Source organism: Micromonospora sp. NPDC005686, from assembly GCF_042871665.1.
GTDB lineage: Bacteria > Actinomycetota > Actinomycetes > Mycobacteriales > Micromonosporaceae > Micromonospora.
In genome coordinates, this window is the sequence record NZ_JBIAIY010000001.1 from 650139 (window position 1) to 670636 (window position 20498).

A 20498-nucleotide genomic window follows, 5' to 3' on the forward strand; every position below is an offset into this window, starting at 1 on the left:
TGTGAATGTCTCGCTGCTTCTGACTGCGCTCATCGGGGCGGCGTGAGCCCGCTTTCGTAGGCGGTCACGATCGCGTCCAGGAGGCTGGGAAAGCGGGTTTCAAGGTCTTCGCCACGCAGCGCGGTCCACCGGCGGTTGCCGTCCTCCCGTTGGCGGATGACTCCGGCCTCGCGTAGTACCCGGAAGTGGTGGGTGAGCGTGGAGGGCGCGACGTCCACGGGGAAGGTGCCGCAGGCGCGCTCGGGTGTGGCGCGCAATGTCTGCACGATCGTCATCCGGGTCGGGTCGGACAGTGCGTGCAGGATGTCCAGCAGGTCGAACTCGTTCGGCTCCGGATGGACGAGCGTCGGGCGGCGGCGCTGCGATCTCGGCATCTCACCCCTTTCATTCGACAATCATCGTACAACTAGTACGGTCTTCGTCATACGACGAACGTCGAAGGAGCTGCCATGCGCACGTTGGTGATGATCGGGCCGTCGCGAGGGGTCGACCGTACGGAGGTGCGCGAGATCGAGGAGCCCCGGCCGGGGCCGGGTGAGGTGACGATCGACGTGGCGTATGCCGGGATCAACTTCCTCGACGTGATGGCCCGCCGCGGTGATGCCGGCTATGTCGGCGCCTGGCCGTACGCGCCGGGCCTGGAGGTGTCCGGGGCGGTCCGGGAGATCGGTCCCGATGTCACGGGCCTCGCCGCGGGTCAGCGGGTGGCCGCGTTCACCGCGGGGGGTGGTCTCGCCGACGTGGCGCTGGTGCGGGCCGAGTTCGTGGTGCCGGTGCCCGACCAGGTCTCGTCGCCGGCTGCGGCGGCGGCCCCGCTCATGCTCACGACCGCGCTGCTCCTCCTGAAGGACGCCGCCCGGTTCCGTCCGGGCGACACCGTGCTGGTGCATTCGGCCAGCGGAGGCGTCGGAAGCGCCGTCGCCCAGCTGGTGCCGGCGCTCGGCGGAGGGCTGCGCATCGGCACCGTGGGCCGCCCCGACAAGGTCGCCTCGGCGCTCAAGCGCGGATATGACGTGGCGGTGGCGCGGAGTGTGGACCTGACCAGGGCGGTGCGGGCAGCGACCGGGGGCGACGGGGTGGACATCGTGCTCGATCCGTTGGGTACCGCCATGATCGAGACTGATCTGGGAGTCACCGCTTCCGGCGGCCGGCTCGTCCTGTTCGGCAACGCGGGCGGCGGGGACCAGGCTGCGCTGCCACCGGCCGGACGGCTGATCGGCGGCAATCTCGCCATCGGCGGCTTCAGCATCAGCCGCCTGTGGGCGACGACGCCGCACCGCGCCGCCGCCGGCCTGCGCAGGGTCCTTGACCTGCTCGCCGAAGGCCGACTGGACATCGCGATAACCGAGGTCGGCTCGCTCGCGGACGTGCCCGCGGTCCACCAGTTGCTCGCCGAGGGCCGCGGCGACGGCAAGTACGTCGCTCACCTTCAGGGATGACCCTTTCGGCGTGTTGATCAAAACGGGGTGCCGGCCTTCACGCGTCCGGGTGAACCAGCCGTGGTAGGCGGGGTGCTCGCGGTGTCGGCGAGGGTTGGATGCGGGGCATGGACGAGGTGGACGCCCCTGCGCTGCGGCAGGCGTACGACGAGTTGTTCGCGGAGATCGACGCGGGTGGGTTCGGGCCTCCCCCGGAGGGGGATCTGAGCGCGGAGCAGATCGTGGCGCACCTCGCCGCCAACGACGAGCTGATGAGCGAGGCGACCGAGGCGGTGCTGGCCGGCTCGCCGTTCGCCTACTACGACCTGGACACCGTTCACCGGCCGCAGCTGGACGCGCTGGTCTCCGAGTGCGGCGGGCTGGACGGCCTGGCCGCGCTGTTCCGGGCCACGAGCCAGAAGCTGTGCGCGTTGGCCGAACGGCTCGGCCCGGCGGCGGAGACTCCTGTGGACACGGTGCTGCGCGAGGGCTTCGATCTGGACGTGGACGACTCGCTGCCGTGGGGCAGAGTGCTGGACCTGCACCTCCGCGTGCACCTGCCGCTGCACCTCACCCAGCTCCGCGCCCTGCGTCGCCAGCCCCACCTCGCCTGACCACCGGGCCGCCGATCATGCGGTTGTGGCAGTGGACAACTCCGGCGCGTCCGGCCCTCCAGGCGCCACAACTCCACGATCGTCGGAAGCGGGCGAAGGCGGTGCGGAAGACGGGCGGAACGTGCGGCGGTAGGCGGTGGGGGATACGCCGACCCGGGCGTGAAAGTGCTGGCGCAGCGCTGCGGTGGTGCCGAATCCCGCGTCCCGGGCGATCCGGTCGACGCTGAGATCAGTCGTCTCCAGCAGCACCCGGGCGTGCTCGGTGCGCTGCTGGAGCAGCCACTGCGCAGGGCTGAGGCCGGTCTCGGAACGGAAGTGCCGGGTGAACGTGCGGACGCTCATCCGCGCGTGCGCCGCCATCTCGCGCAGCGCCACCGGCTCGTGCAGCCGCTGCCGGGCCCACTCGCGGGTCGCGGCGGTGCCGTTGTCGGTGCCGCGGGGGACCGGCCGCTCGATGTACTGGGCCTGCCCGCCGTCGCGCCACGGCGGCACCACGCAGCGGCGGGCCGCCCGGTTGGCCACCGCGCTGCCGTGGTCGGTGCGGACGACGTGCAGGCACAGGTCGATGCCGGCGGCCACGCCGGCCGAGGTGAGCACGCGGCCGTCGTCGACGAAGAGCACGTCGGGGTCGAGCCGTACGCCGGGGTGCAGGCGGCGGAAGCGTGACGCGTGCGCCCAGTGCGTGGTGGCCGGTCGGCCGTCGAGCAGGCCGGCGGCGGCGAGCACGAACGCGCCGGTGCAGATGGACATGATGCGCGCGCCCCGGTCGTACGCGGCCCGCAGCGCGTCGGCCACCTCGGCGGCAACGGTGCCGCCGAGCATCGACGGACCGCCGTGTACGCCGGGGACGATCACGGTGCCGGCGCTGTCCAGCAGCTCAAGGCCGTGGTCGGGGAGGACCTGGAAGCCGGCGCTGCTGCGTACCGGCAACCCGCCCGGGGTGCAGGTCGCCACCGCGTAGAGCGGGGCGCTGTCGTCGGCGCGGGCGGCGCCGAAGACCTGGGCCGGGGTGCCGAGGTCGAGCGCCACCACGCCGTCGAGGGCGAGGACGGCGATCCGGTGCGGTACGGACATGGCCCGATCATTGCGCACGATGGCCTTCCGGCCACTCGTCCCGCGGAACCGCCCGGCCCGAGACTCGATTGGTGACCCGATCCCGCCTGCACCCGGCCTGGCTCGTCGCCGCCGTCGCCTTCGTGGCGCTCGTCGGGGCGGCCGGTTTCCGCGCCACTCCCGGCGTGTTGCTGCATCCGCTGCACGCCGAGTTCGGCTGGCCGCTGGCGACCATCTCCGCCGCCGTCTCGGTCAACCTGCTCCTGTACGGCCTCACCGCGCCGTTCGCCGCCGCGCTGATGGACCGGTTCGGCATCCGCCGGGTGGTGGCCGGTGCGCTGCTGCTGGTGGCCGCCGGGAGCGGCCTGACCGTGGGGATGACCGAGAGCTGGCAGCTCATGCTCTGCTGGGGCGTGCTCGTCGGGCTGGGCACCGGCTCGATGGCGCTGGCGTTCGTGGCGACGGTGACCGGGCGCTGGTTCGTCAGGCGCCGGGGCCTGGTGACGGGTGTGCTCACCGCCGGCGGTGCGGCCGGGCAGCTCGTCTTCCTCCCGCTGCTGGCGGTGCTGGTTCGCGACCACGGCTGGCGCACGGCGGCACTCGTCGTGGCCGGGGCCGCGCTGGCGGTCGTACCCCTTGTGGTGTGGTTGTTGCGGGAGCATCCGGCGGACCTGGGGCGGCCTGCCTATGGCGCGACCGAGGTCGTGCCGCCGGCCCGGCCGGAGGGCGGTGCGGCGGCGCGGGCCGTCGGCGCGCTCGCCGCCGCCGCGCGGACGCGGGCGTTCTGGCTGCTCGCCGGCGGGTTCGCGATCTGCGGGGCGACCACGAACGGCCTGGTCGGTACGCACTTCGTGCCGGCCGCGCACGACCACGGCATGCCGGAGACCACCGCCGCCGGGCTGCTCGCCGTGGTCGGGCTCTTCGACATCGCCGGCTCGATCGCCTCCGGCTGGCTCACCGACCGGGTCGACGCCCGGCTGCTGCTCGGCGCCTACTACGCGTTGCGCGGGGCGTCGTTGCTGGTGCTGCCGAGCCTGTTCGCCGGCTCGGCCCGGCCGAGCATGCTGGTCTTCATCGTCTTCTACGGGCTGGACTGGGTGGCGACCGTCCCGCCGACCGTGGCGCTGTGCCGGGAGTGGTTCGGCGCGTCCGGCGCCGTGGTGTTCGGCTGGGTGTTCGCCGCGCACCAGTTCGGCGCCGCGCTCGCGGCCACCGGCGCGGGCCTGGTCCGGGACCGGCTCGGCGACTACGCGGCGGCCTGGTACGTGGCGGGCGCGCTCTCGATCGGCGCGGCCGGGCTGTCGCTGCTGCTGCACCGCCGTGCCGCCGGGGAGCCGACGCCCACGCTGCCGGTGCCGGCCCGGCGGGCCTGGAGTTACCGGGGCTGACCGGTCAGCCGGCCGTCCACTGCTGCTCGGCGGCGCCGCTGCACGGCGCCTGCTCCAGCTCGCGGCCGGCCTCGGTGCCCGCGTCGTCGACCTGCGCGCACTTGCCGCTGTGCACGGCGACCAGCAGCGCCGCGCCGTTCCCGGCCGGCTGCAACCGCCACTGCTGGTTGGCCTGCCCGTTGCAGGACCACTGCTGGATGTCGGCGCCGTCGTCGGTGCTCGCCTCGTTGACGTCCAGGCACTTGCTGCTCGCCGCGTTGACGAGCAGGTAGGCGTCGTTCGTGACCGGCGTGACCACCCACTGCTGCTCCGGACCGCCGGTGCAGTCGGCGAGCGCGGCCTGCGCGCCCTCGGCCTCGTCACCTGTCACGCCGAGGCAGCGCCCGGACGGCACGCCCCGCAGCACCTTGGGCGTGGCCACCGGCGCGGCCGGGGTGGTCGGTGCCGCGCTCGGCGAGGGCGACGACGGTGTGGGCGTGGGCTCCGCCGTCGGTGCCGCGCTCGGCTCGCTCGGCTCCGCTGTGGGCACTGCCGCCGCCGGCACCACCGGCCGGTCGCCGCTGCCGCCGCCGAGCACGCCGGTGGCGAAGAAGGCCCCGAGGAGTACGCCCGCCACACCGACGCCCAGCGCGATCCGCATCAGCGGGTCCTGGGGCAGCCGGACGCCACGGACACCACGGGCGCGGCGGGCGCCGTAGACGGTGCCGGACGGGTCGGAGTGCGGGTCGGCCATGGGGGCATAGTGACCCACCAGGGCCGCCGGGTGCCAGTCGCCCCGGCGGCACGGTGACTCAGTCGACGACCCGGACGTCCTTCCAGAACGCCACCCGGTCGCGGACCATCTCCGCCTCCGGCTTGGGATCGGGGTAGTACCAGACGGCGTCCGGGCTGGTGGCCCCGCCGTGTTCCAGCGTGTAGTAGGAGGCCGTGCCCTTCCACGGGCAGACCGTGTGGGTGTCGGACTCTCGGATCAGATCCTCGCGCAGCGCGGTACGGGGGAAGTAGTGGTTGCCCTCGACCAGCACCGTGTCGTCGCTCTCGGCGACGACGAGGTCGTTCCAGACGGCTTTCGGCATGTCCTCCACGCTATGCCGGTCGCCGCGCGCCGGCCACCGCTGCGCGCGCGGGCTCCTCGTCGGTCACGTCGGCGACAGTCGCGGCCAGCGCGGCGTCGGCGACGACCGGCCCGGCGGTGGTGGAGCCGAACGGCGTGATGGTGCCGCGCGTACCCGGTGACCACCGTGGACATCCCACGAATTGTCGTACCCCTCGCGTAAGGTGATCTCATGCACGCTGTCCGTGATCATGAACGGGCGGTGGACACGCTACGGCGCTCCTACGCCGCGGTGCCCGCCGGGGAGCCTGTACGGCTGGCCAAGCAGACCTCGAATCTGTTCCGGCCCCGCTCCGCGCCGCAGACGCCAGGGCTCGACGTGAGCGGCCTGACCGGTGTGCTCGCCGTGGACCCGGCGGCCCGCACGGCCGACGTGCAGGGCATGTGCACGTACGAGGATCTGGTCGAGGCGACGCTGCCGCACGGCCTGATGCCGCTCGTCGTGCCGCAGTTGCGCACCATCACGCTGGGCGGCGCGGTGACCGGCCTGGGCATCGAGTCCACCTCCTTCCGCAATGGCCTGCCGCACGAGTCGGTGCTGGAGATGGACGTGCTCACCGGCGCGGGGGAGATCGTCACGACTCGGCCCCGGGGCGAGCACGCCGACCTGCACCGCGCCTTCCCCAACTCGCTGGGCAGCCTCGGCTACGCCACCCGGCTGCGCATCGAGCTGCAACCGATCCGCCGGCACGTGGCGCTGCGCAACATCCGGTTCACCCGGCTGGAGGAGCTGGTCGACGCGATCGGCGAGGTGGTCGCCAAGGGCGCGTGGGGCGGTGAGCCGGTCGACGCCATGGACGGGGTGGTGTTCAGCCCCGGCGAGGCGTACCTCGTGCTGGGCGCGTTCACCGACGAGGCCGAGGGTGCGCCGTCCGACTACACCGGCCAGGAGATTTACTACCGCTCCCTGCGCCGGCGCACCCGGGACACGCTCACCGCGTACGACTATCTCTGGCGCTGGGACACCGACTGGTTCTGGTGCTCGGCGGCTTTCGGGGTGCAGCACCCGGTGGTGCGGCGGCTGTGGCCGCGGCGCTACCGGCGCAGTGACGTCTACCACCGGCTCGTCCGGTTGGAGCACCGGCACCAGGTGGCCGCCCGGGTCGACAGGTGGCGGGGGCGCCCGGCGCGCGAACGGGTGGTGCAGGACGTGGAGGTCCCGCTGGACCACACACCCGAGTTCCTGCGCTGGTTCGCGGCGAACGTGGGCATGACGCCGGTGTGGCTGTGCCCGCTGCGGCTGCGCGACCCGTCCGGCCCCGGGTCGGCGAAGGCGTGGCCGCTATATCCGCTCCAACCGGGCGAAACGTATGTGAACATCGGTTTCTGGGGAAGCGTCCCCATCGCGGCGGGCGCCGCCGACGGCGACGTCAACCGCCAGATCGAGGGCATGGTGTCGGAGTTGGGCGGCCACAAGTCGCTCTACTCCGACGCGTACTACGACCGGGGCGAGTTCGACCGGCTCTACGGCGGGGACACCTGGCGTGCCGTGAAGGACCGCTACGACCCGGACCACCGACTCACCGGACTGTACGAGAAGGCGGTATCCCGAGCATGAGTCTGACCGACCGAACACCGGGGGCGGCGAGCGCCCCCGCCGGCCCGCCGGCGGGTGGGCGGCGTACCGGACCCACAGTCGCGGACGTGGTCCGCGCGGTCACCACCGGCGACCTGCCCGTCCGGGTCACCGGCTACGACGGCAGCGCGGTGGGCCCGGCCGACGCCGGGATCACCCTGGCGATCCGCACCGAGCGGGGCCTGTCCTACCTGCTCACCGCGCCGGGCGACCTGGGCATGGCCCGGGCCTACGTCAGCGGCTACCTGGGGCTGGAGGGGGTGCACCCGGGCGACCCGTACGAGGCGCTACGGGTGCTCAAGGACGAGGTGCCGCTGCGGATCCCGGCGATGAGCGAGGCGCTCGCGCTGGTCCGAGGGCTGGGCTGGGAACGGCTGCGCCCGCCGCCGCCCCCGCCGCAGGAGGCGGCGCCGCGCTGGCGGCGGCTGATGACCGGCCTGCGCCACTCGCGTACCCGGGACAGCAGCGTGATCTCCCACCACTACGACGTGTCGAACGCCTTCTACGAGAAGGTGCTCGGGCCGTCGATGACGTACACCTGCGCGGTCTACCGCAGCCCCGGCGACACCCTCGAAGAGGCGCAGCGGGCCAAGTACGACCTGGTCGCCGGCAAGCTGGCGCTCAAGCCGGGGATGCGGCTGCTGGACGTCGGCTGCGGCTGGGGCGCCATGGTCCGGCACGCGGCCCGCGAGTACGGCGTCAAGGCGCTCGGCGTGACGCTGTCGAAGGCGCAGGCCGACTGGGCGCGGGCGGCGATCGAGCGGGAGGGGCTGAGCGAGCTGGCCGAGGTGCGTCACCTGGACTACCGGGACGCGCCGCGCGAGCAGTTCGACGCGATCTCCTCGATCGGGCTGACCGAGCACATCGGGGTGCGCAACTACCCGGCCTACTTCGGCGCGCTGCGCGCCCGGCTCAAGCCGGGCGGGCGGCTGCTCAACCACTGCATCACCCGGGCCGACAACCGGGCGCCGCACCGTTCCGGCGCGTTCATCGACAGGTACGTCTTCCCGGACGGCGAGCTGGCCGGCCCGGGCCGGCTGATCAGCGAGATCCACGACGCCGGGTTCGAGGTGCACCACGAGGAGAACCTGCGGCAGCACTACGCGCTGACGCTCGCCGGCTGGTGCCGGAACCTGGTCGAGCACTGGGACTTCTGCGTCGGCGAGGTGGGGCCGGGCACCGCCAAGGTGTGGGGGCTCTACCTGGCCGGCTCCCGGCTGGCGTTCGAGCGCAACGGCATCCAGTTGCACCACGTGCTGGCCACGCACAACGGCCCGGATGGGGTGAACGGGTACCCGCTGCGTCCGGACTGGACGCCCTGACACGAGGTACGACGAAAGGCCGCGCGGACGGCGCGGCCTTTCGTCGGAGTCATTGACAAGGAAGTTTTGTACGTACAAACTGATTTTGCCATGAGAGACGTCCTGTACCTGGAACAGCGCGAGCAGGCCGAGATCCTGCTCAAGCCACAGCGCATCGAAGTGCTGCGGCAACTGGCCGAGCCCCGCACCTGCACCGAGGTCGCAGCCCGGCTGGAGCAGACGCCGCAGCGCGTCTACTACCACGTCAAGCAACTCGTCGCGGCCGGGCTGGCCGAGCAGGTGGCCCAGCGGCAGGTGCGCGGCATCACCGAGGGCATCTACCAGGCCGCCGCCCGGTCGTACTGGCTCTCGCTCCGCCTGGTCGGCCGCATCGGCGGCAACCGCCGCGCCCGCGACGAGCTGAGCCTGGGCTACCTGCTCGACCTCATGGAAGAGGTCCAGGCCGACATCGCCGCGCTCGACCGCACCGCCCCCGAACTGCCGTCCATCGGCGTCTCCGGCGAGATCCGGGTGCCCGCCGAGCGGCGGCAGGAGTTCCTGCACGACCTGCAGACGACGCTGCGGGACCTGTTCACGCGCTACGGCGGCGCCGAGGGAGACGCCTTCAAGCTCGCCGTGGCCTGCTACCCGAAAGGCGACACGCATGACTGAGCCGATGACCATCCGGGCCCGCCTCGCCGCCGGAGTGGCGACCGTCCGCCGGGCCCTGACCGACCCCGCCGAGCTGCGCGTCTGGCTGGCCGAGCACGCCGAGGTCGAGCTGCCCCGGCGGTACGAGTTCTGGGGCCGCTACACACCCGAGGGCGATGCGCCACACCAGCGGCTGCTGCACGTCGACGACCGGACGCTGCGCTTCGCGTGGACGCTCGACGGGGTGGAGACCACCACCGAGTTCGAGCTGGAGCCCGACGGCGACGGCACCATACTCACGCTGCGGCAGAGCCACTTCGACTACGCGGAGGCGATGAGCGGCAGCAGCATCCGGGGCGTGCTCCAGACGTACTGGGCGCTGGCGATCGCCAACCTCAACGACCACCTTGAGGGGCGACCGCTGCTGCCGCGTACCGACTTCACCTCCGCCGACCTGCGCGGCGAGATGGTCATCGACGCTCCGCTGGACAAGGTGTGGACGTCGCTCACCGACTCCGAGCAGGTCACCGCCTGGTTCGGCTACCCGGTCGGTGTCGAGCCCTGGGAGGGCGGCCGGTACGCGATGGGCGGCCTCGAGGCCGGTGACGCCGCGAAGGTGTTCGACGTGACGCCCGGGCGGGCGCTGTCCATCGACTGGGGACCGGTCGGCGTGACCTCCTGGGAGCTGGCGGAGTCCGACGGCAGGACGAAGCTGACGTTCGTGCAGTCCGGCTTCGACGAGGGCAACCCGCCGTACGCGGCCTGGAGCGGCAACATGGCCGGATGGGCCGAGCTGCGCCGCTTCCACGAGGTGCCGGACTGGCAGCCGGTCTGGCTCCCCTGAGGGTGTGAGGAAGGCCCCTTCTCCACGTCTCCGGTAGAGGAGGGGCCCCCTTTTAACACGGACCCCGGCTGGGTAATGCGCGACGATGTTCTTCATCTTCGGGCTGCGTACCAAGGTCGTCCGGTCCGGCGTCGTCACCGCGGTCTGCCGCAACTGCGGCAATCAGGCCGCCCAGGTGATCACGCGCCGGTCCACCAAGTTCAGTCTCTTCTTCGTGCCGCTGATCCCGGTGCGCACCCGGTACGCGCAGCAGTGCACGTTCTGCGGCGCCGAGTACGACATCTCCCGCGCCGAGGCCCAGCGCCTCCCGGTCGGCTGACGTGACCCGTTTCCTCTGCTGGCTGATCGGCCGGCAGCCGGTCACCCCGCCGGTGCACACCGCCGCGCGTCCGCCCTGCACCCCCGGTCGCCGGCACCGCCGCCGGCGTCGTCCGGTGGCGGGCGCGCAGTCGCCCCGCTCGCCCTGGAACCGCTCCGCCGGCCGCTGACCGGGTGGCTCCCGGTGCCGGCAAGGGGCCCGTCCCTACACTTCATCGGGTGGAGGAGCGGCTGGCGCAGATCCGGGGTGGTGGGCCGCCCCGGCGGCACAACGCCCGTACCATCGCCGCGCTGACCGGCAACCCCGGCTGCACCCGCCGCGCGGTGCTGGACAGCGCCGGCGCGGACAAGCCGGCGCTCGCCGAGCGGCTCGGCTTCCCGGCCCGCTTCGGGCAGTCGCGCTTCGCGATCACCCGGGGCAACGCGTTCGAGGCGCAGGTCAAGGCCGACGGTGGAGCACTGTTGCTGCGCCTGGTCGCGGAGCGCCTCGGCGTACCGGTCCCGGCCGAGGCGACCTGGACCGACCTCGGCGCCGACGACGACCGGCCGGAGCGGTCCCGGGCGGCACTGACCGCGAGCGGGGACGGTCCGGCGCTGTTCGACCATCCGCTGCTCGGCCTGGACGTGGCCGGCACCCGGGTGCACCTGGAACCGGACCTGGTCGCCGCCCGGCTGGCCGGCCGGTTCCACGTCGTGGAGATCAAGTCGTTCCCGGTGATCGACGGGCAGGCCGACCCGGGCAAGGTCGCCGCCGCCGCGATCCAGTCCGCCGTCTATGTGCTGGCGCTGCGCGAACTGCTCGCCGCCGAGGGACGCGACCCGGAGCTGGTGTCGCACGAGGTGGTGCTGGTCTGCCCGCGCGATTTCGCCAACAAGCCGGTGGCCAGCCTGCTCGACGTGCGCCGGCAACTGCTGGTGCTGCGCCGCCAACTGGCCCGGATGGCAGGGGTCGAGGAGCTGCTCGCCGCCGTACCGGCCGGGTTCACAGTGGACCCGGCGGCCGATCCGGCCACGCTCGCCGCCGCGCTGCACCAGGTGCCCGCGCGCTACGCACCCGACTGCCTGGCCGCCTGCGAGCTGGCGTACTTCTGCCGGCACGAGGCGCGCGGGCAGACCGGCGCGCTGGGCCGGCCGGTCCGCGAGGCGCTGGGCGGCGTCGAAGAGGTCGCCGACGTGCTGGCGCTCGCCGAGGGCGTCGCCGCTCCCGAGCCGGAGCAGGCGGAGGCCGCCGCCCTGCTGCGGGCCGCCGCGCGCCTGCGCGCCGACGCCCTCGCCGGACACCCCACATGAGTACGCTTCGCGCGCTCGCCCGGGCGCAGGCGGTCGCCACCGGGCGGGCCCAGCCGGTGGCCACCGTCCGCCACCTGCACCTGTCCGAGCGGCCGCTGGTGCTGGTGCCGCTCGCGCTGGCCGGTGAGGCGAACGCCCCGCTCGCTGCGATGGTCGGCGCCGCACCCGACGAGGCCCGGCTGCTGGTGGTGCCGCAGCCGCGCAACCGGGACCAGCGGTTCGCGTTCGCCGCCGAGCTGGCCGCGATCGTGCTGCCCTACCTGGACGAGTTCCGCGACCTGACCGAGGCGGTGCCGGTCGACCGGGGCCGCGACGTCCGCCACCGCTACGCCGACGCGCCGCAACTGCTGGTGCCGAACCCGGCCGGGATCACGTTCCTGCGGCTGTTCGGGCGTTCCACCCGGTTCCGCCGTACCGACGGCGACTATCCGGTGCACCAGTCGGTGCCGCTGCTCGGCCGCTGGCTGACGTTCTTCGCCGAGCGCGCCGAGCAGCCCGGCTCGTCGGCGCTGCTGGCGCTCACGGACGCGCTCACGCTGCACTGGGCGACCGGGCAGAGCACCGTGGAGGACCTGCACCTGCCGGCGGTGCTCGGCTGGCTCGACCCGCCGGACGGGCTGACCGGCGCCGAGGCGGCGGCCCGCGCCGAGGACCCGGCCTGCTGCCCGCCGGCCGGTCCGGCCACCGACCCGGACTTCGACAACCGCAGACTGGCCCCGGCGATCGAGGCGTACACCCGGGCCGAGGACGACCCGGCGGCCCGCGCGGCAGCGTACGACGAGCTTGCCGGCCTGCTGCGCGACCAGCTGGCGCCCACCTGGGAGCTGATGTGGCGCGGCGTCGGGCTGTTGCGGGCGCTGCCGGCCGGCGCCCGGGTGACCGGCCGGTGGGCCGGTGACCGGGACGCGTTCACCGCGCACGCCGAGCACGTCGACGCCGGGGGCGGCCCGCAGCCGCGCCGTGACGGCGCGGTGGCGGCGGCGCTGCGGTTGCAGCGACTGGAACGCGCGTCGACCGCCTGGGCGGTGCAACGCGCCTACGACGATCCGCTGGTGATGGCCGAGCACCGGCTGTCCGGGGAGGCGTTCGTCGGCGAGGTGACGCTCGCCGACCCGGCGCGGGTGGACGACTCCGGCAGGCGGCCGGTGCTGCGCCCCCGCATCCAGGTGGTCACCACCGAGCCGGTGCCGATGCCGGTGGGCGCGACGCTGTACTCCCCGGCCCGCCCGGCGCAGAAGGCGAAGATCGTGTTCGTGACGCCCGGTGGCGACGGCAAGACCGAGGTGGTGCTGGAACTGTCCGGCGGGATGGGCCGGGGGCTGACCGCGCCGCCCGGCAGCGTCCCGGAGGTGGGCGAGCGGCTCTGCCTGACCAGCCTGTCCGACGGCTTCCTGCCGGGCGGCGCGTTCCCGGCGCCCGAGGAGACGCCGTGGACGCACGGCGGGCCGCCCGGCACGGCCGCCGCGCCGCAGGACCTGGCCCCGGCGGAGGACTGGTCCTGACCCGCGCGGCTCAGCCCAGGGCGGCGAGAGCCGTCCGCGCCTCGTCCGCCGTCGGCCGGTCCGGGTCCGCCGCCAGCAGCGCCTCCAGGCTCCTGCGGTACGCGACGTCGTGCGCCCGGCCGGCCGGGGTCTCCACGTCCGGGGTGACGCCGCAGCCCTCCCAGTTCGTGCCGCTCGCCGCGTGCACGGGCCGGGCCACCGGCACCGTCAGTTCCAGGTGCGGGTGCAGCCGGTGCCCGATGCGGGGATGCGCGCCGCCCCGGGTCGGCTCGCCGACCACTGTGGCGCGGCCGAACTGCTGAAGGTCGTACGCCAGCTCCTCGCCGCCGGAGAACGTGGCCGGACCGGTGAGCACGTGGACCGGCTTGTCCGGGGCGTACCGGGGGACCGGCAGCCAGGCGGCGCTCCAGAACTGGCGGGTGGTGCCGGAGCGCTCGTGCATGGTGTGCAGATGCGTCGGCTCGGCGAAGAACCAGCCGCAGAGCAGCGCCACTCCGTCCGGGCTGCCGCCCTCGGTGCCCCGCAGGTCGAGCAGGAGCGCGTCGGTGCCGGCGAGCAGCCGCAGCGCGGCGGTCAGCGCGTCGCCGGCCAGGTCGGGCGGGAACACGTACGGCTGGATCTCCAGCAGCCCGACGTTGCCGGGCAGCCGTTGCACCCGGGTCACACCGCCCATGCCGAGCGCGGAGAGGCGCGCGAACTGCTCCCCGGCCGGGTCGTCCGCCTTGTCGGACAGCGGCTGCTCGTGGTGCTTGAGCCGCAGGTGCAGGTCGCCGTTCGCCGACTGGAGGTCGGCGGTGACGAGCGCGCCGAGCGTGGCGGGATCGCCGGCCATGGCGTACGCCCCGGCGCGCAGTCGCTCGCGCAGGCGGCCGGCGACCCGGTCGGCGACGTCCGGAATGACGTACTCGTCGGCGACCAGGCGGGCGGCACGCTCGACGACGGTGGTGACGTCTTCTGGATCCATCGGTTCCCCGTTCTCGCGATAGGTGAGAAGTAGAGCAGCCGGTTGACAAAAGCGTCAAGAAAACTAGACGCTTTGACGGTGACCGACGATCCGCTGGAGATCCGCGAGCCGGCCCAGTTCAAGGCGCTGGCCCACCCGTTCCGGCACCGGCTGCTGTTCGCGCTCGGAGCCGGCCCCACCACGCTCAGCCAGCTCGCCGCCCGTCTCGGCGCGGCGAAGGGCACGGTGGCCCACCACCTCGCGGTGCTGACCGAGGCGGGCATGGTCCGCCCGGCGCACAGCCGCCAGGTCCGGGGCGGCACCGAGCGCTACCACGAACGCACGTTCCGCCGGCTCGTCGGTACCGACACCGACGCGGGCGCCACGGCGGCACTGCTGGGCGCGTACGCCGAGGAACTCGCCGGTGACCCCGACCCGCTCGTGCACCTGCGGCACCTGCGGCTCACCCCGGCCCAGGCCGCGCGCCTGCGGTCCACCCTGGACGGACTGGTGGGTGAGACGGAGGAGGCACCACCGGGACAGGCACGCTACGGCGTCCTGGTCTCCCTCTACCGGCACCCGCCCGCGGTCCGCTGACCGACAGTCGTCGACTCTGGCGGCCGTCCCCGGCGCTGGCTAGGCTTGCGCCGTCCGTCGTCCGGTCCTCGTCGCCCGAGGGTGCACGTCTGGAAGAGAGCCGGAGCGCATCGTTGTATCCCAGCACGACGTGAGCCTCGCCGCCGCGGCGCCGGCCCGTCATCCGCTCGTCGGCCGTGTCGGACTCGTCGCGGCCGCTGTCGTCGTACTCGGCGAGATGGCCTGGCTGGCCGCCCGGCTGCCCGGCGCGGCACTGGTGAGCGACCTCGGCGCGATGGCGGTGTCAAGCTGGGCGGCGGTGCTCTGCGCCGGCGCGGCGCGACGACAGCCGGCCGTGTTGCGCCGGTTCTGGGAACTGCTCGCCGCCACCATGGCCCTCGCCGCGCTCGGCCGTGCGGTGTGGACCGTGGAACGGCTCGGCGGGCTCGGCCTGCCCCACACGCCCCTGGTGGCGGGCCTGTTCGCCGCCGGCATCGTCACCGGCACCGGCGCGCTGCTCTGCTCCCGCACCGGCCCGCGCAGCCTGATCGGCCGGGCCCGCACCCTGCTCGACGGGGTGATCGTCGGGCTGGCCCTCATCCCGATCGGCTGGGTGGTGGTGTTCCACCAGATCACCGACGCCGCGCTGGCCGACCCGATGCGGACGTTCGGGCTGCTCTACCCGATGTTCGACCTGATGCAGCTCACCATCCTGGTGGCGGTCGCCGGTCCGGGCCGGCCGATGTGGCGGGCGCTCACCGTGATCGGGGCGGGCCTGGCGATCCGGTCCGGCGCGGACGCCGTCTACGTCTCGCTCGTCGCGCGCGGCGACTACACGCCGGGTCACCCGGTCGACGTGTGCTGGCCGCTGAGCTACCTGCTGGTCGGCCTGGCCACCCGCTATCCGCCTCCATACGACGAGGACGGCGAGGACGACCTGGTCGACTCGCCGCTGCCGCCGTGGTGGCGGGTCGCGCTGCCGTACCTGCCGGTGGGCGGCGCGATCGTCGCGGTCCTGCTGTCTCGGCAGCCCAGCGGGCAGACCCCGCAGGTGGTCTTCCTCGGCATGATGGCCCTGCTCGGCGTGCTGGCGCTGCGCCAGGGGCTGGCCGCGAACGAGAACCTGCGGCTGGTCGGCCGGCTGCGCCGGCTCGCGTACTCCGACCAGCTCACCGGCCTGCCCAACCGGCTGACGTTCGTCCGGCGGCTGCGGCGGGCGTTGCGCGCGGGCGGTCCGGTCGCCGTGGTGCTGCTCGACCTGGACGGCTTCAAGCAGGTGAACGACAGGTTCGGGCACGCCGCCGGGGACCGGCTGCTGACCGCCACCGCGGAGCGCATGCGGGGCGCGGTCGGCGCGGACGGCATGATCGCCCGGCTCGGCGGCGACGAGTTCGCCGTGCTGGTGGCCGGGGAACGCCAGGTGTCACCCGAGCGGCTCGCGGTCCGGCTTCTGGTCGCCCTGGAACCGCTGCCCGGCGAGGAGGATCTCGGCGCCCACCCGTCGGCGAGCATCGGCATCGCCGAGTACGGGCCGCAGCACACCTCGCACACCGACCTGCTCCGCGACGCCGACATCGCCATGTACGCGGCGAAGGCGGCGGGCAAGGCTGCGTACCGCACGTGCACGCCGGAGTTGCGCGAGTCGGCGGTCAGCCGGGCCGAACTGATCGCCGACCTGCGTCGCGCGGTCGACGAGGGCCAGTTGCTGATGGAGTTCCAGCCCATCGTCGACCTGGACACCGGCACGATACGCAGCGCCGAGGCGCTGGTGCGCTGGCGGCACCCCCGGCTGGGTGTGCTGCCCCCGGCGCGGTTCCTGCCGCTGGCCGAGGAGACCGGGCTGATCGTGGCCATCGACAGGTGGGTCATCCACGAGGCGTGCCGGGCCGCGGCCACCTGGCGCGAGCACGCGCCGGACGTGACGGTCGCGGTGAACATCGCCGCCGCCCACCTGTGCCGGCCCGACCTGATCGCCACCGTCACCGGTGCGGTCGGCGCCGCCGGCCTGCCGCCGCGCGCCCTCACCCTGGAACTGACCGAGTCCGCCCTGATCGAGGGCAGCGAGTCGGTGCTGGACCGGCTGTCCCAGCTGCGCGACCTGGGCATCCGCATCGCCATCGACGACTTCGGCACCGGATACTCCTCGCTGAGTTATCTGCACCGCATCCCGGCCACCGAGCTGAAGATCGACAGGTCGTTCGTGTCCCGGCTGGACGCCGGGGACGCCCGCGCGTACGCCACCGTGGAGATGGTGAACCGGCTGGCCGGCGCGTTCGACCTGGCCGTGGTGGCCGAGGGCGTGGAGACGGTCGCGCAGCACGCGGCCGTCACCGCGATCGGCTGCCGGCAGGGCCAGGGCTGGCGGTACGGCCGTCCGGCCGCGCTGCCGGACCTGCTTCCCGCGTTGTCCGGAGCCGGCGCCGGGCGCTGACCGGCCCGGGTCGACAGGGGCCGAAGGTCCCGGACAGGACAGGGGATTCGACCCTGCCCACCTGCGGTGCCGCAAGGTCATGATATTTCTCGTTAGCCAGACGAAGACGTCTCCACACGGGAGTTTGATATGAAGCGACGGACGCTCGACCTGCTGTTCAGCATCGGTGGAATCGGCTTGGCGGTCCTGCTGCTCGTCGTCGGCGTCGTCCTGACGACGAACGCCAACTTCGCCAACGACTACGTACGCGACCAGCTCGGCGCGCAGCACATCAGCTTCACCCCGGCCGACAAGCTGTCCGACGAGGAGAAGAAGTCGGACTGCCTGCGCGAGTACGCCGGCCAGAAGATGACCACCGGCAAGCAGGCCGAGTGCTACGCCAACGAGTACATCGGCCTGCACCTGCAGAACATGGCCGGTGGCAAGACCTACGCCGACCTGGGCGAGCCGCAGACCGCGCTGCGTGAGCAGGTGGCCCAGGCCGAGCAGAGCAACGCCGCCAACCTGGCCGACCTGCAGAAGCAGCTCGCCGAGGTGAGCGCACAGCGGGAGACCGTGTTCAAGGGCGAGACGCTGCGTGGCCTGCTGCTCACCTCGTACGGTTTCAGCGAGTTCGGCCGCAAGGCCGAGCAGGGCGCCCTGGCCATGTACCTCGGCGCCGGCCTGCTCCTGCTGCTCTCGGCCGCCGGTCTGGTGCACGCCTTCCGCACCCCGAAGAACGCGACCTTCGCCGCCCCGGAGAAGGAGAAGGTCACCAGCTGACCCGCACCGACGACGCCCCCGGCCGATCCTGGTCGGGGGCGTCGTGCTGTCCGGCTTGACCCTCACGTCGCGGGAGGCGGGAGTCTTGGTCGTGGAAGGGAGGGAACCATGGCGTACACGGTGGGTCAGGTGGCGCGGGCGGCCCGGGTGACGGTCCGGACGCTGCACCACTACGACGAGATCGGGCTGCTACGGCCCAGCGGGCGCACGCCGGCGGGCTACCGCCGCTACGACGAGGCCGACCTGGACCGGTTGCAGCTCGTCCGGTACTACCGCGAGCTGGGGTTCCCACTGGAGGAGATCGCCGAGATCCTGGACGATCCGGACGCCGACCCGGTGGCGCACCTGCGCCGGCAGCACGAGCTGCTGTCCGGGCGGATCGGGAAGCTCCAGGAGATGGTCGCGGCGATCGAACACGCGATGGAGGCGAGAACGTTGGGGATCCAGTTGACGCCGGAGGAGCGGTTCGAGGTGTTCGGTGACTTCGACCCGGACGAGCACGCCGAGGAGGCGGAGCAGCGCTGGGGCGACACCGAGGCGTACCGGCAGTCGCAGGAGCGCGCGGGCCGCTACTCGAAGGAGGACTGGCTGCGCAACAAGGCGGAGAACGAGGACTGGGGGCGGCGGTTCGTCGCGCTCATGGACTCGCGCGCGCCCGCTGACGGCCCGGAGGCGATGGCGCTGGCCGAGGAGCACCGGCAGCTCATCACCAAGTGGTGGTACGACTGCTCGTACGAGATCCACACCGGCCTGGCCGACATGTACGCGGCGGACCCGCGGTTCACCGAGTACTTCGAGACGCTGCGGCCCGGGATGGCCGCGTACCTGAACGAGGCCATCCACGCGAACGCGATCACCCGGTCCTGACCGGGAGCCGTGGCAGGATGGCCGGCATGTTCATCGTCGCCGGCACCCTCTACGTCGATCCGGCCCGGCGGGACGCCTACCTGGCGTCCTGCGAGGCCGCCGTCCGCGCGGCCCGTGCCGCGCCCGGCTGCGTCGACTTCGCGGTCAGCGCCGACCTCGTCGAGCCGGGCCGGATCAACGTCTACGAACGGTGGGAGTCCGACGAGCAGTTGCTGGCGTTCCGGGGCTCCGGCCCGGAGGACGATCAGGTGACGGAGGTCCTCGGCGCCGAGGTGCACAAGTTCCGCATCTCCGGCGTCGAGGCTTCGTGAGGCATCGCTAGACGAAGACGTCGAGCAGCAGGACGCCGAGGAAGCCGACCACCGAGATGATGGTCTCCATCACCGACCAGCTCTTGATGGTCTGCCCGACGGTCAACCCGAAGTACTCCTTCACCAGCCAGAAGCCGGCGTCGTTGACGTGGGAGAAGAACAGCGACCCGCAGCCGACGGCCAGCGCCAGCAGCGCCACCTCGGGGTCGGCGAGCGTGTCGGCCAGCGGCGCGACGATGCCGGCGGCGGTGATGGTGGCGACGGTGGCCGAGCCGGTGGCGACCCGGATGCCGACCGCTACCAGCCAGCCGAGCAGCAGCGGCGAGAGGTTCGCGCCGTCGGCGGCGTTCGCGACCAGGTCGCCCACGCCGGCGTCGACCAGCACCTGCTTGAAACCGCCACCGGCGGCGACGATCAGCAGGATGCCGGCGATCGGCGGCAGCGAGCCGCCGAGGAAACCGGAGACCTGAGTACGGCTGAAGCCGGACCGGTAGCCCAGGAAGACCATGGCGAAGATGACGCCGGCCAGCAGGGCGATGATCGGTGTGCCGACGATGTCCAGCGCCTTGCGGCCGGTGGTGCCCTCGTCGAGGGTCAGCTCGCCGATCGCCCGCAGCAGCATCAGCGCCACCGGCAGCAGCACCGTCACCACCGCAGCCCAGAGCGCCGGGGAGCGGCGCGACCGCTTCCCGGCCGGCTCGTCGATCGCGCCGCCGGGCCGTCCGGCGCCCGGGTTGGCCAGGTCGTCGTCGGTGACCAGGTCGCCGTCGGCGTCGAGCCGTCCGTCGCCGGGCCGGGTCGGGCTGCGGTCGTCGGCGGCGTCACGCCGGGTCGGCAGCAGCTCGGCCGGGGCGGTGGCCGGCACGTACCGGGCGATGAGGTTGCCGAAGACCGGCCCGGCGATGATCACGGTGGGAATCGCCACCAGCAGGCCCAGGGCGAGCGTCTGACCGAGGTTGGCGCCGAGCGCGTCGATCGCCACCAGCGGGCCGGGGTGCGGCGGCACCAGGCCGTGCAGCACCGACAGGCCGGCGAGCGCGGGAATGCCGATCTTCATCAGCGGCACGTTCACCCGCAACGACACGAGCAGCACGATCGGCACCAGCAGCACCACGCCGACCTCGAAGAACAGTGGCAGGCCGATGAGCGCTGCCACTCCGGCCATCGCCCAGGGCAGCGCGGTGTCGGAGACCCGGCCGACCACCCGTTCCACGATGCCGTCCGCGCCGCCGGACTCGGCCAGCAGACCGCCGATCATCGCGCCGAGCGCGATGAGCAGGCCCACACCCCCACAGTGGACCCCACGCCGCCACTGAACGACGTCACGATCTTGTCGACCGGTACGGCGGCGACCACGCCGAGCACCGCCGCGCCGAGGATCAGCGCCAGGAACGGATGCACCTTGCCCCAGGCGATCAGCAGCACCACCGCCGCGATGCCGAGCAGGGCGGCGAGGACGAGTTGGGTGTCACCGGCGTTCGTGAGCGGTTCCGCGGGGGCGGCGAGCAGTGTGACCACGGCTATCACGCCCTTCGGTCG

22 protein-coding genes and 1 pseudogene are annotated in these 20498 nt (G+C 73.2%); 16 read left to right on the top strand and 7 right to left on the bottom strand.

All coding sequences use genetic code 11. From position 1 onward, the window contains the following. Nucleotides 1-29: 29 nt before the first annotated feature. Nucleotides 30-374: a metalloregulator ArsR/SmtB family transcription factor gene (locus ACFYON_RS02990; protein ID WP_354865176.1), complete on the bottom strand. Its 345-nt coding sequence runs from the start codon at nt 372-374 to the stop codon at nt 30-32. A 75-nt stretch (nt 375-449) separates the two neighbouring features. Here ACFYON_RS02990 and ACFYON_RS02995 point away from each other — a divergent pair, with 75 nt between their 5' ends. Next, on the top strand, nt 450-1439 hold the full coding sequence (locus tag ACFYON_RS02995) for a zinc-binding dehydrogenase (RefSeq protein WP_357706614.1): 990 nt from the start codon (nt 450-452) through the stop codon (nt 1437-1439). Nucleotides 1440-1537: 98 nt separating this feature from the next. Further along, the gene (locus ACFYON_RS03000) at nt 1538-2032 is read left to right on the top strand and encodes a hypothetical protein (protein WP_387187301.1); all 495 of its coding nucleotides are present in this window, start codon (nt 1538-1540) and stop codon (nt 2030-2032) included. Nucleotides 2033-2047: 15 nt separating this feature from the next. On the opposite strand, the gene ACFYON_RS03005 is transcribed toward ACFYON_RS03000, so the two are convergent. Further along, a complete protein-coding gene (locus tag ACFYON_RS03005; RefSeq protein ID WP_355095225.1) occupies nt 2048-3106 on the bottom strand; it encodes a helix-turn-helix domain-containing protein in 1059 nt (352 codons plus the stop codon). A 71-nt stretch (nt 3107-3177) separates the two neighbouring features. Here ACFYON_RS03005 and ACFYON_RS03010 point away from each other — a divergent pair, with 71 nt between their 5' ends. Beyond that, nucleotides 3178-4473 carry an MFS transporter gene (locus ACFYON_RS03010; protein WP_354865182.1) on the top strand — a complete coding sequence of 432 codons (1296 nt, stop codon included), beginning with the start codon at nt 3178-3180 and terminating at the stop codon, nt 4471-4473. A gap of 4 nt (nt 4474-4477) precedes the next feature. On the opposite strand, the gene ACFYON_RS03015 is transcribed toward ACFYON_RS03010, so the two are convergent. The 3 genes from ACFYON_RS03015 to ACFYON_RS03025 are packed head-to-tail and all read right to left on the bottom strand — an operon-like array spanning nt 4478 to nt 5727. After that, on the bottom strand, nt 4478-5206 hold the full coding sequence (locus ACFYON_RS03015) for an RICIN domain-containing protein (RefSeq protein WP_357706617.1): 729 nt from the start codon (nt 5204-5206) through the stop codon (nt 4478-4480). 58 nt (nt 5207-5264) lie between these two features. Further along, on the bottom strand, nt 5265-5549 hold the full coding sequence (locus ACFYON_RS03020) for a DUF427 domain-containing protein (protein WP_354865186.1): 285 nt from the start codon (nt 5547-5549) through the stop codon (nt 5265-5267). A gap of 10 nt (nt 5550-5559) precedes the next feature. Then, nucleotides 5560-5727 (bottom strand): hypothetical protein, encoded by a 168-nt coding sequence (locus tag ACFYON_RS03025; protein WP_355096136.1) that lies wholly within the window; start codon nt 5725-5727, stop codon nt 5560-5562. A 32-nt stretch (nt 5728-5759) separates the two neighbouring features. Between ACFYON_RS03025 and ACFYON_RS03030 the strand changes: the two genes are divergently transcribed. From ACFYON_RS03030 to ACFYON_RS03065, 8 genes are all read left to right on the top strand, one after another. After that, nucleotides 5760-7145 carry an FAD-binding oxidoreductase gene (locus ACFYON_RS03030; RefSeq protein WP_355096134.1) on the top strand — a complete coding sequence of 462 codons (1386 nt, stop codon included), beginning with the start codon at nt 5760-5762 and terminating at the stop codon, nt 7143-7145. Then, complete coding sequence (locus ACFYON_RS03035; RefSeq protein WP_355096132.1) at nt 7142-8485, top strand: class I SAM-dependent methyltransferase; 1344 nt, start codon at nt 7142-7144, stop codon at nt 8483-8485. The genes ACFYON_RS03030 and ACFYON_RS03035 overlap by 4 nt, the downstream gene beginning before the upstream one ends. 90 nt (nt 8486-8575) lie before the next feature. Beyond that, nucleotides 8576-9136 (top strand): helix-turn-helix domain-containing protein, encoded by a 561-nt coding sequence (locus ACFYON_RS03040; protein WP_387320511.1) that lies wholly within the window; start codon nt 8576-8578, stop codon nt 9134-9136. Further along, a complete protein-coding gene (locus ACFYON_RS03045) occupies nt 9129-9959 on the top strand; it encodes an SRPBCC family protein (protein WP_355096131.1) in 831 nt (276 codons plus the stop codon). The genes ACFYON_RS03040 and ACFYON_RS03045 overlap by 8 nt, the downstream gene beginning before the upstream one ends. Before the next feature lie 85 nt (nt 9960-10044). Continuing rightward, nucleotides 10045-10278: a zinc-ribbon domain-containing protein gene (locus ACFYON_RS03050; protein WP_355096129.1), complete on the top strand. Its 234-nt coding sequence runs from the start codon at nt 10045-10047 to the stop codon at nt 10276-10278. 1 nt (nt 10279) lies between these two features. Continuing rightward, on the top strand, nt 10280-10447 hold the full coding sequence (locus ACFYON_RS03055) for a hypothetical protein (protein ID WP_354865200.1): 168 nt from the start codon (nt 10280-10282) through the stop codon (nt 10445-10447). 49 nt (nt 10448-10496) lie between these two features. Further along, nucleotides 10497-11567 (top strand): hypothetical protein, encoded by a 1071-nt coding sequence (locus tag ACFYON_RS03060; RefSeq protein ID WP_354865202.1) that lies wholly within the window; start codon nt 10497-10499, stop codon nt 11565-11567. Next, complete coding sequence (locus ACFYON_RS03065; RefSeq protein ID WP_387320513.1) at nt 11564-13069, top strand: hypothetical protein; 1506 nt, start codon at nt 11564-11566, stop codon at nt 13067-13069. Before ACFYON_RS03060 ends, ACFYON_RS03065 begins: the two co-directional genes overlap by 4 nt. Nucleotides 13070-13079: 10 nt before the next feature. Here the strand turns inward: ACFYON_RS03065 and ACFYON_RS03070 are convergent, their stop codons facing one another. Then, nucleotides 13080-14033, bottom strand: coding sequence for a S41 family peptidase (locus ACFYON_RS03070; protein WP_354865206.1), 954 nt, complete (start codon nt 14031-14033; stop codon nt 13080-13082). A 78-nt stretch (nt 14034-14111) separates the two neighbouring features. Between ACFYON_RS03070 and ACFYON_RS03075 the strand changes: the two genes are divergently transcribed. The 5 genes from ACFYON_RS03075 to ACFYON_RS03095 all read left to right on the top strand — a co-directional run bounded on the left by ACFYON_RS03075 (nt 14112) and on the right by ACFYON_RS03095 (nt 18959). Beyond that, the gene (locus ACFYON_RS03075; RefSeq protein ID WP_354865208.1) at nt 14112-14609 is read left to right on the top strand and encodes a helix-turn-helix domain-containing protein; all 498 of its coding nucleotides are present in this window, start codon (nt 14112-14114) and stop codon (nt 14607-14609) included. Nucleotides 14610-14739: 130 nt separating this feature from the next. Further along, complete coding sequence (locus tag ACFYON_RS03080) at nt 14740-17019, top strand: putative bifunctional diguanylate cyclase/phosphodiesterase (protein WP_387320515.1); 2280 nt, start codon at nt 14740-14742, stop codon at nt 17017-17019. A gap of 129 nt (nt 17020-17148) precedes the next feature. Next, entirely contained in the window at nt 17149-17781 is a 633-nt protein-coding gene (locus tag ACFYON_RS03085; RefSeq protein ID WP_354865210.1) for a hypothetical protein, read from the top strand. A 108-nt stretch (nt 17782-17889) separates the two neighbouring features. Then, nucleotides 17890-18648: a MerR family transcriptional regulator gene (locus ACFYON_RS03090; protein ID WP_354865212.1), complete on the top strand. Its 759-nt coding sequence runs from the start codon at nt 17890-17892 to the stop codon at nt 18646-18648. A gap of 26 nt (nt 18649-18674) precedes the next feature. Then, nucleotides 18675-18959, top strand: a complete 285-nt coding sequence (locus tag ACFYON_RS03095) for an antibiotic biosynthesis monooxygenase family protein (RefSeq protein ID WP_354865214.1) — start codon at nt 18675-18677, stop codon at nt 18957-18959. Nucleotides 18960-18966: 7 nt separating this feature from the next. On the opposite strand, the pseudogene ACFYON_RS03100 reads toward ACFYON_RS03095, so the two are convergent. Then, nucleotides 18967-20477: pseudogene (locus ACFYON_RS03100) on the bottom strand (SLC13 family permease). Nucleotides 20478-20498 lie beyond the last annotated feature (21 nt).